General features: G+C 59.8%; 13 protein-coding genes and 1 pseudogene. 6 read left to right on the top strand and 8 right to left on the bottom strand.

The features are described 5' to 3' along the window. The first annotated feature begins 372 nt into the window (after positions 1-372). Entirely contained in the window at positions 373-1710 is a 1338-nt protein-coding gene (locus NHU87_RS11395) for an MFS transporter (RefSeq protein ID WP_437180830.1), read from the top strand. Positions 1711-1759: 49 nt separating this feature from the next. On the opposite strand, the pseudogene NHU87_RS11390 reads toward NHU87_RS11395, so the two are convergent. After that, positions 1760-2635 (bottom strand): annotated as a pseudogene (locus NHU87_RS11390) (DMT family transporter); the annotation flags it as partial. 302 nt (positions 2636-2937) lie between these two features. Then, the gene (locus NHU87_RS11385) at positions 2938-3714 is read right to left on the bottom strand and encodes an IclR family transcriptional regulator (protein ID WP_253548319.1); all 777 of its coding nucleotides are present in this window, start codon (positions 3712-3714) and stop codon (positions 2938-2940) included. Between the two features lie 255 nt (positions 3715-3969). Between NHU87_RS11385 and ypfJ the strand changes: the two genes are divergently transcribed. Together ypfJ and NHU87_RS11375 are read left to right on the top strand one after the other, a co-directional pair. Then, positions 3970-4860, top strand: coding sequence for a KPN_02809 family neutral zinc metallopeptidase (gene ypfJ / locus NHU87_RS11380; RefSeq protein WP_253548317.1), 891 nt, complete (start codon positions 3970-3972; stop codon positions 4858-4860). After that, positions 4860-5819, top strand: a complete 960-nt coding sequence (locus tag NHU87_RS11375) for an alpha/beta fold hydrolase (RefSeq protein ID WP_253548315.1) — start codon at positions 4860-4862, stop codon at positions 5817-5819. The genes ypfJ and NHU87_RS11375 overlap by 1 nt, the downstream gene beginning before the upstream one ends. A gap of 108 nt (positions 5820-5927) precedes the next feature. On the opposite strand, the gene NHU87_RS11370 is transcribed toward NHU87_RS11375, so the two are convergent. From NHU87_RS11370 to NHU87_RS11360, 3 genes are all read right to left on the bottom strand, one after another. Next, positions 5928-6521, bottom strand: coding sequence for an HAD family hydrolase (locus NHU87_RS11370; RefSeq protein ID WP_253548313.1), 594 nt, complete (start codon positions 6519-6521; stop codon positions 5928-5930). Beyond that, complete coding sequence (gene tesB, locus NHU87_RS11365) at positions 6518-7387, bottom strand: acyl-CoA thioesterase II (RefSeq protein ID WP_253548311.1); 870 nt, start codon at positions 7385-7387, stop codon at positions 6518-6520. The genes NHU87_RS11370 and tesB overlap by 4 nt, the downstream gene beginning before the upstream one ends. Positions 7388-7493: 106 nt before the next feature. After that, positions 7494-8063, bottom strand: a complete 570-nt coding sequence (locus NHU87_RS11360; protein WP_253548309.1) for a GNAT family N-acetyltransferase — start codon at positions 8061-8063, stop codon at positions 7494-7496. A 243-nt stretch (positions 8064-8306) separates the two neighbouring features. On the opposite strand from NHU87_RS11360, the gene NHU87_RS11355 reads away from it, so the two are divergent. Both NHU87_RS11355 and NHU87_RS11350 read left to right on the top strand, forming a co-directional pair. Beyond that, complete coding sequence (locus NHU87_RS11355; RefSeq protein WP_253548307.1) at positions 8307-9227, top strand: histone deacetylase family protein; 921 nt, start codon at positions 8307-8309, stop codon at positions 9225-9227. Positions 9228-9522: 295 nt separating this feature from the next. Continuing rightward, entirely contained in the window at positions 9523-10764 is a 1242-nt protein-coding gene (locus NHU87_RS11350) for a TIGR03862 family flavoprotein (RefSeq protein ID WP_253548305.1), read from the top strand. Between the two features lie 118 nt (positions 10765-10882). On the opposite strand, the gene NHU87_RS11345 is transcribed toward NHU87_RS11350, so the two are convergent. Together NHU87_RS11345 and yedA are read right to left on the bottom strand one after the other, a co-directional pair. Further along, entirely contained in the window at positions 10883-12217 is a 1335-nt protein-coding gene (locus NHU87_RS11345; protein WP_095054647.1) for a DEAD/DEAH box helicase, read from the bottom strand. A gap of 76 nt (positions 12218-12293) precedes the next feature. Further along, the gene (yedA, locus tag NHU87_RS11340) at positions 12294-13220 is read right to left on the bottom strand and encodes a drug/metabolite exporter YedA (RefSeq protein ID WP_253548303.1); all 927 of its coding nucleotides are present in this window, start codon (positions 13218-13220) and stop codon (positions 12294-12296) included. A gap of 163 nt (positions 13221-13383) precedes the next feature. On the opposite strand from yedA, the gene NHU87_RS11335 reads away from it, so the two are divergent. Next, complete coding sequence (locus tag NHU87_RS11335) at positions 13384-13839, top strand: Lrp/AsnC family transcriptional regulator (protein WP_253548301.1); 456 nt, start codon at positions 13384-13386, stop codon at positions 13837-13839. Between the two features lie 136 nt (positions 13840-13975). Here the strand turns inward: NHU87_RS11335 and NHU87_RS11330 are convergent, their stop codons facing one another. Further along, a complete protein-coding gene (locus NHU87_RS11330) occupies positions 13976-14587 on the bottom strand; it encodes a 3'-5' exonuclease (protein ID WP_253548299.1) in 612 nt (203 codons plus the stop codon). Positions 14588-14602: the final 15 nt, after the last annotated feature.

The raw sequence follows: 14602 nt of genomic DNA, 5'->3' as shown, positions 1-14602 counted from the left end.
GCAGTTGGCGAATTGACGATTTTTCGTCCACTGCGCAACATCGACACCACATTGAGTCCGGTCACGACCCCATGGACTCGGTTACCAAAGACCCTGAACACCACATAAAAATTTCAAAAACGGGTACACGCTCATGCGCTCATTCAACGCCTTGTTTGCTTGCTCCACCGCCCTCACGCCGTGCCTGGCGTCCATCCGAAACTTGCGCCCTCTCGGCCGAACCGTGCCGCTCGCTGAATAACCCGTTGTCGTCAGTCCGACGAAAACACCTCAGCCGATCAATCACACCCGCGCCTGTCGCCGCCGATTGATCACGCGCCCTTGAAGTCCCGACAAGCCTCACTTGTCAGTCATTGAACGGATGGCACACACATGATTCCTTCTCAAAGCTCTCGCGTGGCTCCGGCCATGGGCGTCGCCACTGGCGGCATCGGCGACAAAATCCGCGGCGCCATGGCAGTCGGTAAAACCCGTTGGGGAATGCTGGCGCTGGTGTTTTTCGCCACCACCCTGAACTACATCGACCGCGCCGCCCTGGGCGTCATGCAGCCGATCCTGGCCAAGGAAATGAGCTGGACGGCGATGGACTACGCCAACATCAACTTCTGGTTTCAGGTCGGCTATGCCATCGGCTTTGTGCTGCAGGGCCGGTTGATCGACCGGGTCGGCGTTAAACGCGTGTTCTTCTGCGCGGTGCTGCTCTGGAGCCTGGCCACCGGCGCTCATGGCCTGGCCACTTCGGCGGTGGGCTTTATGGTCTGCCGGTTCATTCTCGGTTTGACTGAAGCGGCGAATTACCCGGCATGCGTGAAAACAACGCGGTTGTGGTTCCCCGCCGGCGAGCGTGCCGTGGCCACCGGCATCTTCAACGCCGGGACCAACGTCGGCGCGATGTTCACGCCAATGCTGCTGCCGCTGATCCTCCACGCCTGGGGCTGGCAAGCCGCGTTCCTGTGCATGGCGGCACTGGGCGGCATCTGGTTGTTGTTCTGGGGTCTGAAGTACTTCAACCCGGAAGATCACCCGAGCGTCAAACAATCGGAACTGGACTACATCCAGAAGGAAGTCGAACCGGAACAATCCCGCGTACCGTTCTCGCGAATCCTGCGCATGCGTGGCACCTGGGCCTTCGCCCTCGCCTACTCGATTACTGCGCCGGTGTTCTGGTTCTACCTGTACTGGCTTCCGCCGTTTCTCAATCAGCAATACAACCTGGGGATCAACGTGACCCAGATGGGCATCCCGTTGATCATCATCTACCTCACGGCTGACTTCGGCAGTGTCGGTGGCGGAATCCTGTCCTCGTTCCTGATCGGTCGCGGGATCAACCCGATCAAGGCGCGACTGATGTCCATGTTCCTGTTCGCCTGCTGCATCATCGGCGTGGTCATGGCCGCCGGCTCGAGCAGTTTGTGGCTCGCGGTGTTTGCCATCTCCCTGGCCATCGGTGCTCACCAGGCCTGGACCGCGAACATCTGGAGCCTGGTGATGGACTACACGCCCAAGCACATGATGAGTACGGTGTTCGGCTTCGGCGGAATGTGCGCGGCCATCGGCGGGATGTTCATGACCCAGTTAGTCGGCCACATACTGACAATCACCAACAACAACTACACCGTGCTGTTCACCATGATTCCGGCGATGTACTTCATCGCGCTGATCTGGATGTACTTCATGGCGCCGCGCAAGATTCCTACCGTCACCGCGTAAATTCCCTTCCTTCGGCAGGCCTGATTCCAGGCCTGCCTCCTTCCTCTTGTCGACGCCGTTGTTGCCACGCCGCTGCCAACCCGCTGCAACAAATCACCACGATCCCGACCACCGTGGTCAGGGTCGGCGTGTGAGAAAACAGCCACCAGCCCAGCAAACCTGCAAAGACAATCTGGCAATAACCGAACGGCGCCAACAACGCGGGCGCGGCGTGACGGAAGGCCTGAGTCAGAAACAGATGCGCCGTCATCCCGCACGCCCCCAGCGCCACCATCAAAACCCCATGACCCAGGCTTGGGACTTGCCAGAAGAACGGCACCAGCGCGCTCATCACCAACGTATTGCAGAGCCCGGCAAAAAAGTTACTGGTGGTCGGGCTGTCGATTTCACTGAGCTTGCGGGTGAGCAATTGATAGAAACAGAAAAACAGCGCCGAGCAGAACGGCAGCAACACCGCAGGCGTGAACAGTTCGCCGCCGGGATGGACGATGATCAACACCCCGATGAACCCGCAAATCACCGCCAGCCATTGCCCGCGCGTCACCTGCTCACCTAGCAGCGGCACCGACAATGCAGTCACCAATACCGGTGCAAGAAAATTCACCGCCGTGGCTTCTGCCAGCGGGATGAACAACAAACCGGTGGTGAACAGCAGACTGGTCGCCAGCAGGCATAACGCCCGCAACAGTTGCAGCAATGGCCGTTTGGTTCGTAAAACACGCAACCCGGACTGTGGTAGAAAAATCCCGGCCATTAGCAACGTGTGAATCACATAGCGGGCCCAGACCACCATGATGATCGGATAGAACCCCGAGAGGTATTTCGACAAGGCGTCATGGCTGGAAAACAGGAAAGTGGCGACGACGATCAGCAGAATCCCTTTGAAGGGCTGATTGACACCGGAAAGCGGAGTGCTGAGGGTCATAGGGTATTCCCTTGGGAATTTGAGATCAAAAGCTTCGCGGGCAAGTCGGATCGCCGCACCGCTCGCCCCTACAGAATTATTGTTGGAGCTGAACTCAAATAATTTAGAACCTGGTTCCAGATTCTCACATGAGCAAAAGCAAATAGTGTTCGAACAGCGCACAGATTCGCATCTGTGCACACCTATAAAATGTGGGAGCGAGCCTGCTCGCGATAACGGACTGACATTCAACATCTGCATTGGCTGAAAGTTCGCTATCGCGAGCAGGCTCGCTCCCACACTATTTTTCTGTGCAGGCTGAATTAAACGAACAACTCCGACGCCAGACTCGCTGCCGACAGCTCCTCGGCAAACTTCAGCAACAGCGGCGCCAGTTCATGCAACCGTGCTCCCGGCATCCGCGCACTCGGCCCGGCGATGCTGAGTACGCCGATCACCCGACCATTACCCGGATGCCGCACCACCGCTGCAATCGCCGACGTGCCTACCGCCGAACTTTCCTCGACCCAGGCATAGCCCTGCTCCCTGGCCAGACGCAGGCGTTCGAGCAATTCGATATTGGAGCGCGGTGCATTCGGCCCGAGGTCCTCGGGCCGGTCAATGCCTTGGCGTTCCACCAGCGACAAGGCCTCGGCATCACTCATGCAGGCTAGCCACGCGTGTCCCGACGCGGTGTAAAACAACGGCGCATCGCGCCCCATCTCCGGGTCGTAACGCAGGCCGGATCGGGCGCCCTGGGATTTGGCGATCCAGGTCTGGCGCTCGCCTTCGATCACCCCCAGACGCACCAGTTCACCGGTCTCCCGGGCCAGCCGATCGAGTACTGGCTGCACAATGTCCGCGCCACTGCCGGACAAGTAACGAAAGCCCAGGGCGACCAGTTTGGTCGATAAGTGATAACGCAGGTTTTCCGGATTCTGCCGCACATACCCCAGACGAATCAGTTCGGCGAGCAGACGGTGGGTCGCGCTCTTGGGAATGTCCAGTTGCTCGGCCAGCGTCTGCATCGGTAAACCTTGGGGTTCACCGGTAAGGCTTTCCAGCACGCTGAAAACACGTTCGATCTGACTGCCTGCCATGGGAAATTCCGAATGAGGTTTGGCTGATTCTAAAAGACAACTCCAGGTAAGCAAAATCTGGAACCCGGCCGGCAGCTGTCTTGGCCGATCTGCAGTACCCGTCCGTCCATGAAACCGCTAATGTCGCCACTTAGGAGAACCCCTGTCGCCAAGGGCTGTCAGACGACCGGACTGGCGCCATACCTACTCACCGGCAACACTCATCACCATGCGTCTTCATCATGCTTCTTCACCAGAAAGAAAAGAGGATCCCCCATGCTTTGGAAAAAAGGCCGACGCAGCGACAACGTGGTCGATGCCCGTGGCGATGTCGGTGGTGGGGGCGGTGGAATGCGCTTCGGTGGAGGCAAAGGCCTGAGCCTGACGGCGATATTGTTGATCGTCGGGATCGGCTGGATCACCGGCCAGGACCCGATGCAGATCCTCGGCCAACTGACCGGGCAAATGAGCGAACAGTCCGCCCCGGCGCCCACCCAAACCCGCAAGGCGCCACCGGCCAATGATGAAGGGGCCGAATTCGTACGCTCGATCCTCGGCGATACCGAAGACACCTGGCGCCAGATTTTCCAGCAGGCCGATCGGCAATATAAGGACCCGACCCTGGTGCTGTTCAGCAACCGAGTCAACTCGGCCTGCGGTTTGGCGACTTCGGCGACCGGTCCGTTCTATTGCCCGGCGGATCAGAAGGTCTACCTGGACATGAGTTTCTTCCAGGAGATGTCCCAACGCTTTTCCGCGGCGGGCGACTTCGCTCAGGCCTACGTGATCGCTCACGAAATCGGACACCACGTGCAGACCTTGCTCGGCGTTTCAGCAAAGATTCAGACCGCTCGCCAACAGGGCCGGCAGATGGAAGGCGACAATGGTTTGCTGGTACGTCAGGAGTTGCAGGCCGATTGCCTGGCCGGGGTCTGGGCGAACCATGCGCAGAAACGTCTGAACTGGCTGGAACCCGGTGACATCGAGGAAGCCTTGAACGCCGCCAATGCCATCGGCGACGACCGCTTGCAACAACAAGGTCAGGGCCGCGTGGTGCCAGACTCTTTCACCCATGGCACTTCGGCCCAGCGAGTACGCTGGTTCAAGGCCGGATTCGCACAAGGCCAAGTTGGCGAGTGCGATACCTTTGCCGCGAAGAATCTGTGATGCACAAGTGGCTGCTGGCTCTGTTGTTTACCTGCGCAAGCACCCAGGCTGCCGAGCAGGGAGTCAAAGAAATCAGTTCCGGGCGCTTGCTGTTGAGCGCCGGGGAAATCGCGGTGAGCATCGGCCCGACACCGGCGAAAATCGAACGCGTGCTGATCATCGTCCATGGTCGATTGCGCGATGCTGGAACCTACCGCCAAAGCGCCGAACGCGCAGCCGAGCAGGCCGGGCAAAGCGCGAACACGTTGGTGCTCGCCCCGCAGTTTCTCAACGAAACCGACATTGCCAGCCATACGGTGCCTGACAGCGTTTTACGCTGGCAAGGCGATGACTGGATGGCCGGCGGCTTATCCACCGCGCCGTTTACGATGAGCTCCTACGCGGCGCTCGACGAAATCATCGCGCGACTGGGTGATCGGCGACAGTTTCCGGACGTGAAGCAAATCGTCATTGCCGGTCACTCAGGCGGCGCTCAGGTGGTTCAGCGTTATGCCTTGCTGAGTCACCCTCAGCCGGCCCTCGACGCGGAGGGCGTGAAAGTGCGCTATGTGATAGCCAATCCTTCGTCGTACGCCTGGTTCAATGAGCAACGGCCAGTGGCGTTCAGTCATGCGAAGTGTCCGAACTTCAACCGCTGGAAGTACGGGCTGGCGGATCTGCCCGCCTATGCCGATGGGCAAACACCTGCGCAACTTGAAGAAAACTACGTCAAACGTGATGTCGTTTATTTACTCGGGCAGCAAGACATCGACCCGAATCACCCGGCGCTGGATAAAAGTTGTGAAGCCAAAGCCCAGGGCGCTTCTCGATTGATTCGTGGGCGCCACTATTTCAATTATCTGAAACGGCGCCATCCTCAAGGGTTGAGTCATCAACTGATCGAAGTGCCCGGGGTGGGGCATGATGAGGATCGGATGTTTACGTCGCCTGAGGGGCAGAAGGTGTTGTTTGGTCAGTGAGTTTTTGTGGTGTCTGAACTGACGCCTTCGCGGGCAAGCCTCGCTCCTACAGGATGGCGTTGTGAGCGACATCACCTGTAGGAGCGAGGCTTGCCCGCGAAGAGGCCCTCAAGCCAAAAGCATCTGCCGCAACACCACGCAATCGCGCGCATGCCAATCAGTCAATTCCGGCCACGGATTATCCGGCAGATTCACCAGCACCGTCCGCGTCCCCGCCGCCCGGCCGCAATCCAGATCAAAGCGGTAATCACCGACCATCACCATTTCGCTCGCCGGCACTTTCCAGGCTTCGGCCAGTTTCAGCAATCCACCAGGATGTGGCTTGGGCGGTGCTTCATCGCGGCCCAGTACATCCTCTGCCGCAAAGCAATCCGCCAGGCCAATCGCCTCCAGCGTGACATGCGCCAGCTCGCGAGCATTGCGCGTGAGAATGCCCAGACGATAACCGCGGCCGGCCAACTCACGCACCAGTTCCACCGCGCCCGGCGCCGGCTTCGAACCCAACGCCAGATCCCGCTCGTGCTCCAGCAGCCATGCGTGTTTGGCCGCGGCTTCAGCGGCCGGCAGCGCCGCGAGGTGGGTGAGGATGTCGTCTTCGGCGGGAATCGCCAACGCCACGCGAATCGCCGCGAAGTCATGCACGGCCACCGTCAGGGTGCCGTCCATGTCGAACACCCAATGCCGCACCTCAGCCAGGCTCATGCCCAATCCTTGCGATGACGAATCAGGCCTTCCTGGGTGACCGAAGCCACCAGTTGCCCGGCACGGTTGAACACGCTACCCCGGGAGAACCCGCGCGAATTGCCGGCCCACGGGCTGTCCATGGCATACAGCAACCAGTCATCGGCGCGCAGGTCGGCGTGGAACCACAAGGCGTGATCAAGGCTGGCGACCTGCATGTCTTTCTGCCAGACCGTTTTGCCATGAGGCAGCATCGAGGTGGTCAGCAGACCGAAGTCCGACGCGTAGGCCAGCAGGTATTTATGCAGCGCCGGGGTGTCGGCCAAGGCACCGTCGGCGCGAAACCAGACGTACTTGACCGGATCGGCGGGTTGCGGGTTGTAGGGATCTTCCTCGGTGACCGGTCGGAATTCGATCGGCTTCGGGCACAGCAATTTCTCGCGCATGTGTTCGGGGATCAGGTGCGCGCGCTGCTGGGTGAATTCCAGCTCCGACGGCAGGTTTTCCGGGCCGACCACTTGCGGCATCTCAGTCTGGTGCTGAAAGCCTTCTTCGTCGTACTGGAACGAGGCACTGCAAGTGAAAATCGGATTACCCTTCTGGATCGCCGTCACCCGACGCGTGCTGAAACTGCCGCCATCACGCACCCGATCGACCTGATACACCACCGGCAATTTGGCATCGCCCGGGCGCAGGAAATAACCGTGCATCGAATGCACATGGCGCGCCGGCTCGACTGTCTGACTCGCCGCCGACAGGGACTGGCCGAGCACTTGGCCGCCGAACAACTGACGAAACCCCAGGTCCTGGCTGCGGCCACGGAACAGGTTTTCTTCAATCGGTTCCAGGGTCAGCAGGTCTACCAGATCTTCCAACACTTGGCTCATTCAGACTCTCCTCACACAACGCAATGCCGCGCAGTCTTGGCTGCGGCGGTCGATTCAGTTTATGGCCCGGTTCAACATGAGGGCCATTGTAAACGTCCGCGCCTGCTTATCCATGCAAGGTTTGCAGCCATTGCTCACGGGTGATGCGGTACAACACGTGCGGACGCAGCGGATGATCGGCTGCAAGCCGCGGGTGTTCGAAGTCATCAAAGGGGGCATGGTGCATGCCGATCGCTTGCATGACTTTCTCGGATGGCAGATTGGTCTTGGTGGTGAAGGCGACGACCTCTTGCAGCGCCAACCGATCAAACCCGCAGCGCAGAGCGGTCCATGCCGCTTCACTGGCATAACCCAGGCCCCAATGCTCGCGCGCCAGGCGCCAGCCGATTTCGATGGCCGGCGTGAATGGCGCATCGAAGCCGACCACGCCGAGGCCGGTAAAACCAATAAAGGCGCCGGTGTCTTTACGTTCCAGTGCCCAGAGGCCGAAACCATGCTCGGCAAAATGCCCGCGAACCCGCCCGATCAACGCGGCACTTTCCAGTCGACTCAAGGGCGCCGGAAAATAACGCATCACCTGTGGATCGGCGCACATCGCCGCAAACGCCGGCAAATCCTCGTCACGCCACTGCCGTAACAACAGTCGTGCGCTTTCGAGTTCCAGTATCGGCTCCATCTCGTCCCCCTTTCCTATCCCGCAAGTCTACATCGCTGGTAGGCACTGCACGAAAACTGCCTGCGCGACGATCATGCTGCGTTAAAAACAGGCTCGGAATGCTCATTTAGGTCTCCTAAAGTCGAACGCGACCCCGGCCGTTCCTCGCCTGTTTTTGCCTTGCCTGATCGCCGCTCGGCGAGTTTTCATACAGCCCCTAGGATCCTTCACTCATTCCTGCATGCCTTCCTGTATAAATCAGCCATGCCCCTGCCATTGATCTACCACGAAGACTACAGCCCCGAGTTCCCGGCGGATCACCGCTTCCCCATGGACAAGTTTCGCTTGCTGCGCGATCACCTGGTGGACAGTGGCTTGGCCCGCGACACCGACTTGCTGCGCCCGGACCTCTGCCCGGCAGAGATTCTCGCCCTCGCCCATGACCCTGCGTATATCGAACGTTACATGGGCGGCGAATTATCCCGCGAAGACCAGCGACGCCTCGGCCTGCCCTGGAGTGAAGCGCTGGCCCGGCGCACGGTGCGAGCGGTCGGCGGTTCGCTGCTGGCGGCCGAACAGGCCCTGGAACATGGTTTGGCCTGTCACTTGGCCGGCGGTACTCACCACGCGCATTACGATCATCCCGCCGGGTTCTGCATCTTCAATGACCTGGCGGTGATCAGCCATTACCTGCTGGAAAGTGGCCGGGTGAATCGGGTGCTGATTTTCGACTGCGATGTGCATCAGGGTGATGGGACTGCACGAATCCTGCACAACACCCCGGAGGCAGTGACCGTTTCCCTGCACTGCGAAAAGAATTTTCCCGCACGCAAAGCCGAAAGTGACTGGGACATTCCGTTGCCGATGGGCATGGGCGATACCGATTACCTGAAAGTGGTGGACGACGCACTCAACTATTTGCTGCCGCTCTACCAACCGGATCTGGTGCTGTACGATGCCGGTGTCGACGTGCATAAGGATGACGCCCTGGGTTATCTGAAGCTGACAGACGAAGGCGTCGCCGCCCGCGATGAAAGCGTAATGCGCCATTGCCTGGGCCGGGATATTCCGGTGGTCGGCGTGATCGGCGGCGGCTACAGCAAAGACCGCAAAGCCCTGGCGCGCCGCCATGGAATCCTCCATCACAGCGCCCAACGGGTGTGGCAGTCATCAGGTTGTCATTGATGTGTGGGTCTTTACCCACAATGCCTGTGGAACCGCCTGTGGATAACCTGAGTGAAAGGGTCTGCAGGCCATGCCGGATGCAGGCTTCAGACCGGCGGTTGTTTTTTGATCAGCCCTTGAACACACCAATGATCCCTGTGGGAGCGGGCTTGCCCGCGATGAGGCCGGTACATTCAACATCATTGTTGCCTGACAGTCCGCTATCGCGGGCAAGTCGGATCGCCGCATCGCCACTCCCACAGTTATTGTGTACTGCTAGAATGCGCGGCTACTCCGCCATACCGCAGCTCTCGCCATGACCCAGCCCTCCACTTCCCTCCCCCCTCACGTCGCCATCATCGGCGGCGGCCCCGCCGGTTTGATGGCGGCTGAAGTGCTGAGTCAGGCCGGAATCAAGGTCGACCTGTACGACGGCATGCCTTCAGTGGGGCGAAAATTCCTCCTCGCCGGGGTCGGTGGTATGAACATCACCCATTCCGAGGCCTACCCGGCGTTTCTCTCACGCTACGCCGAACGAGCACCGCAGATTGCACCGTTGCTGCGGTCCTTCGGCGCCGACGCCTTATGCCAATGGATTCATGACCTGGGTATCGAAACCTTTGTCGGCAGCTCCGGCCGGGTGTTTCCCACAGACATGAAAGCCGCGCCCCTGTTGCGGGCCTGGCTCAAGCGCCTGCGCGATGCCGGCGTAGTTATCCACACCCGCCATCGCTGGCTCGGTTGGGATGACAAGGGTGACTTGCGCATCGACAGCCCCGAAGGTGAAAAAACCATTCAACCCGACGCGACCCTGTTGGCGCTCGGCGGCGGCAGCTGGTCGCGCCTTGGTTCGGACGGTGCCTGGATGCTGCCGCTGGAACAGCGCGGTGTAGGACTGGCGCCATTGCAACCGAGTAATTGCGGCTTCGAGGTGCAGGCCTGGAGCGAATTGATGGTCAGCAAATTCGCAGGCAGCCCGCTGAAAAACATCGCCATTGGCCTCAATGACGATGTGCCACGACTCGGGGAATGTGTGATCACTGCCACGGGGATTGAAGGCAGTTTGATCTACGCCCTGTCGGCACCGATCCGCGAAGCGATCAATCAACACGGCTCGGCAACCGTTCACCTCGACCTGTTGCCGGGTAAGCCTGTGGATAAAGTTCAGGCTGCGCTGAGCAAACCTCGCGGCTCACGTTCCATGTCCAAACACCTGCACAGTCAGCTTGGCCTTGATGGCGTGAAAGCGGCGTTGTTGCGAGAGCTGACACTGGCCGACTACTTTACCGATCCGGCATTGCTGGCCAAAGCGATCAAGGCATTGCCACTGACGTTGGTGAAAACCCGGCCATTGGACGAAGCCATCAGCAGCGCGGGGGGCGTGATGTTCGAGTCGATGGATGAACGATTGATGCTCAAGCAACTGCCTGGCGTGTTCTGCGGGGGGGAAATGCTCGATTGGGAAGCGCCGACCGGCGGCTATCTGCTGACCGCGTGTTTCGCCAGTGGGCGAGCGGCGGGGTTGGGGATGGTGGAGTGGTTGAAGCACCGACACTGATCGTTCCCACGCGCAGCAAAGGAACGCAGCCCGGGACGCTCCGCGTCCCATGCCGAAGCGATTGCTGCGCGTCCATTGAGGCATTCCCACGCAGAGCGTGGGAACGATCTTCAGAGGATCAAGGCTTCCGCTTACGCGGCCCGGTATTAAACACCGGCACTTTACGCACAGGCTTGATCGAAGGCTCCGGCGCCGAAGCATCCCCGCTCTCAACCCACTTGCCCAAATTGCGCTTACCGCCACTGGAGGTTTTTGGCTTCTTCGGTTTTTTCGGCTTTTTGACCACCTGACCGCTGGCATCGGTATCCGGCACGCGGTGCTCAGGCTCGAAGTCCTGCTCCATCTGGCGAGTCAACGTCTGACGGGTCAACATCTCGATGGCTGACAGCTGATTCACTTCATCGGCACACACCAGCGAAATAGCCTGCCCGGTTGCGCCCGCGCGGCCGGTACGACCGATGCGGTGGATGTAGTCCTCTGCCACGATCGGCAGGTCGAAATTGACCACCAATGGCAAATCTTCGATATCCAGACCACGGGCGGCAACGTCGGTGGCTACAAGGATCTGCACTTCGCTGGCCTTGAAACGATCCAGTGCGCGCTGACGGGTCGCCTGAGGTTTGTCGCCATGGATGCCGTCGGCATTGATGCCCAGGCCCTGGAGCTTTTCCACCAACGCGTCTACGCCGTTACGGGTCTTGGCGAACACCAGCACCTGCTTCCACTTGCCCTTGCGCATCAAGTGAACGAACAGCTCCGACTTGCGCTTCTTGTCCACCGTCACCACCCATTGCTTGACGGTGTTGGCAGCGACGTTGCGCGGGCTGACTTCGATGCTCAGCGGGTCGTTGAGCATTTGCCCGGCCAGGGTGCGGATGGCGTCGGAGAAAGTCGCGGAGAACAGCAGCGTCTGACGTTTCTTCGGTAGCGCCTTGTAAATGTTCCCCAGCTCTTCGGAAAAGCCCAGATCGAGCATGCGATCGGCTTCGTCCAGCACCAAGGTTTGCAACTGATTGAACTTGAGCGCGTTCTGGCGGAACAGGTCGAGCAAGCGGCCCGGCGTCGCCACCAACAGGTCGACGCCTTTGCGCAGCTTCATCATTTGCGGGTTGATGCTGACACCGCCGTACACCGCGTACGTGCTCAACGGCAGATTCTCGGCGTACTGACGCACGGCTTCATGAACCTGTTCGGCCAATTCACGGGTTGGCACCAGGATCAGTGCGCGCACCGAATTGGCGCTGACTTTCGGCCCTTCCATGGCCAGCAGTTGCAGCAGCGGCAAGGCGAAACCGGCGGTCTTGCCGGTGCCGGTCTGGGCTGCGGCCATCAGGTCACGACCCGCCAGCACCGCCGGAATCGCTTGTGTCTGCACCGGCGTAGGGGTCTGGTAGCCGAGCGTCTCGAGAGCGCGCAGCAAGGGTTCGATCAGGCCAAGGGTGGCGAAAGTCATGGGAGTACCGTAGGAAAATTCAGCGCGATTGTGCAAAGAGTGTGCAAAACGAGTGTGCAATGGCGCGCAGTTTACCCTAATTCGCGCGGGATTCTGTCGGCACCACTACGGCAGGCCGATCCGCACCACGACGCCACTGCGGCAACCCGATCAACACCACGGCACTGATGATCACCGCCATGGCCAGCGCTTCTTCGATACCAATGGTCTCGCCAACAAACACGATACCCAGCAACACCGCCACCGCCGGGTTGACATAGGCATAACTGGTGGCCGCTGCCGGGCGCACGTTTTTCAACAGATACATGTAAGCGTTGAAGGCAATGATCGAACCGAAGAACGTCAGATAGGCCAATGCGGCCCAACCTTCGATCGGCGGCATGGCCTCCAGATGCTCACCGCTCAACACACTGCCGATCAGCAACGCCACACCGCCGACCAGCATTTCCACGGCACTGGCCATCGCGCCCTGAGGCAACGGCAAGTGTTTGCTCCACACCGAACCGAAAGCCCAGGACGCTGCCGCGAATACCAGCAACGCCGCACCCAACGGGCTCGATTGCAGATTGGAACCGAGGTTGAGCATGGCGATACCGATCAGCCCGAGCGCAATCCCGGCCCATTCGAGACGGGTATTACGCGCGCCCCAGAAATATCCGCAGAGCAAGGTAAACAGTGGCACCGTGGCCACCGCCAACGCCGCAACGCCGGAGGCCACGCCCGTATGCTCGGCGACGCTCACCGCACCGTTACCGAAGGTCAGCAGCAAAATCCCGATGATCCCCGCCGCTTTCCATTGCGCCCACGTCGGTGCAGGCGCCCCGCGCCAGCGCAGGAACGCGTACATCAATGTACCGGCGATCACGAAGCGGATACCGGCCAGCAACAACGGCGGCCAGTACTGCACGCCGATGCGAATCACCAGGTAGGTCGACCCCCAAATCACGTACAGCGCGAAAAAAGCAGCGATCAGCGGTAAGGAAAAACGGCGTATGCCAGGCATGGGCAACTCGAGAACAAGACAAAGAGAGCAGCTATTCTAGAAAGGCCAACGGCAGAAAATAAGTTACAAAACCTGTTTATCACGCCAGTACACTTTTCAAAACACGGAGTTCAGCGCTATAAACCGTGCTTTCGAAAGTCAGTCTTTTTTCAGGAATGCCATGATGGACAAATACGACCGCATGCTCCTCGGCGCCCTGTTGGAAAACGGTCGGGCGTCCTACGCCGAACTGGCGCGCAAGGTAAACCTGTCTGCTCCGGCGGTGGCCGAGCGCGTGGCCAAACTTGAAGCCTGCGGGGTGATTACCGGCTACCAGGCGAAAGTCGACATGGCCAAGCTTGGACTGCCGATCCAGTGCGTCATCGAACTGCGCCTGAACCAGCACGGTAACCAGAAAACCTACGACGAACTGATCAAAATCCCACAGTTCACCGAATGCCATCGCGTCACCGGCGACCCGTGCGTGATCATGCAAGCGGCGGTGGGTTCGATGCCGGAGCTGGAAGAGTTGATCAACCGGATCGCCACGTTCGGGTTCAGCAAGACGTCGATTGTGTTGTCGAGCGCTATCGAAAAGCGCGTGCCGTTGGGGCAGTTGGAGGGGAATGGCAAATCGTGATGCGGTGTCTGCTCTGACGCCTTCGCGGGCAAGCCTCGCTCCTACGGTTTTTGAGGCGAACCCAATATCGGGGCGCGCGTAAATCCGTAGGAGCGAGGCTTGCCCGCGAAGAGGCCAGTAGAAACACTACAAAACCTTAGAACCCGCGATACCGCTTGAGATGCTCATTGATCTTCGCCGCCGGCACTTTCTGCAAACTGACGAGCAGATCATGGGACAACTCCCGCAGCCCATGCTTGCGCCGCAATTCTTCAGCCAAGTGCACCGTCAGGTTCGCCGCCATTTCCGCATCGGCCATGGCCCGGTGAGCCTTGCCGGTATTGGGCAGGCTGGCGAACGTGGTGAGGGTGCCGAGTTTGTGGTCCGGCGCGGCGGGCATCAGGCGGCGGGCGAGTAACAGTGAGCAGGCAAAGTTCTGCAAGCGTGTGCGTTTGATTCGCCCAAGCTCGTAGTCCCAGAACTTCTGGTCGAACGCCGCGTTGTGCGCCAGCAGCGGTGTAATGCCAACGAATTCGTTGACCTCGTTCATCACCTGCTCGGCCGAGGGCGCGGTGCGCAGCATGGCGTTGCTGATGCCGGTGAGTTGCTCGATAAAGGCCGGCACCCGCACCCCGGCGTTCATCAGGCTTTGGTAACGCTCGACGATGCGCCCCTGTTCAAGAATCACCACGGCAATTTCCGTGGCCCGGCAACTGCTGCTCGGGGAGAGCCCGGTGGTTTCAAAGTCGATGACTGCTATGCGTTCCAAACCTGTTTCAACTCC

It is taken from the genome of Pseudomonas mandelii (assembly GCF_024138395.1).
GTDB lineage: Bacteria > Pseudomonadota > Gammaproteobacteria > Pseudomonadales > Pseudomonadaceae > Aquipseudomonas > Aquipseudomonas mandelii_E.
The sequence above is the reverse complement of the archived record's forward strand: the minus strand, read 5'-3'. Positions and strand labels throughout refer to the sequence as shown.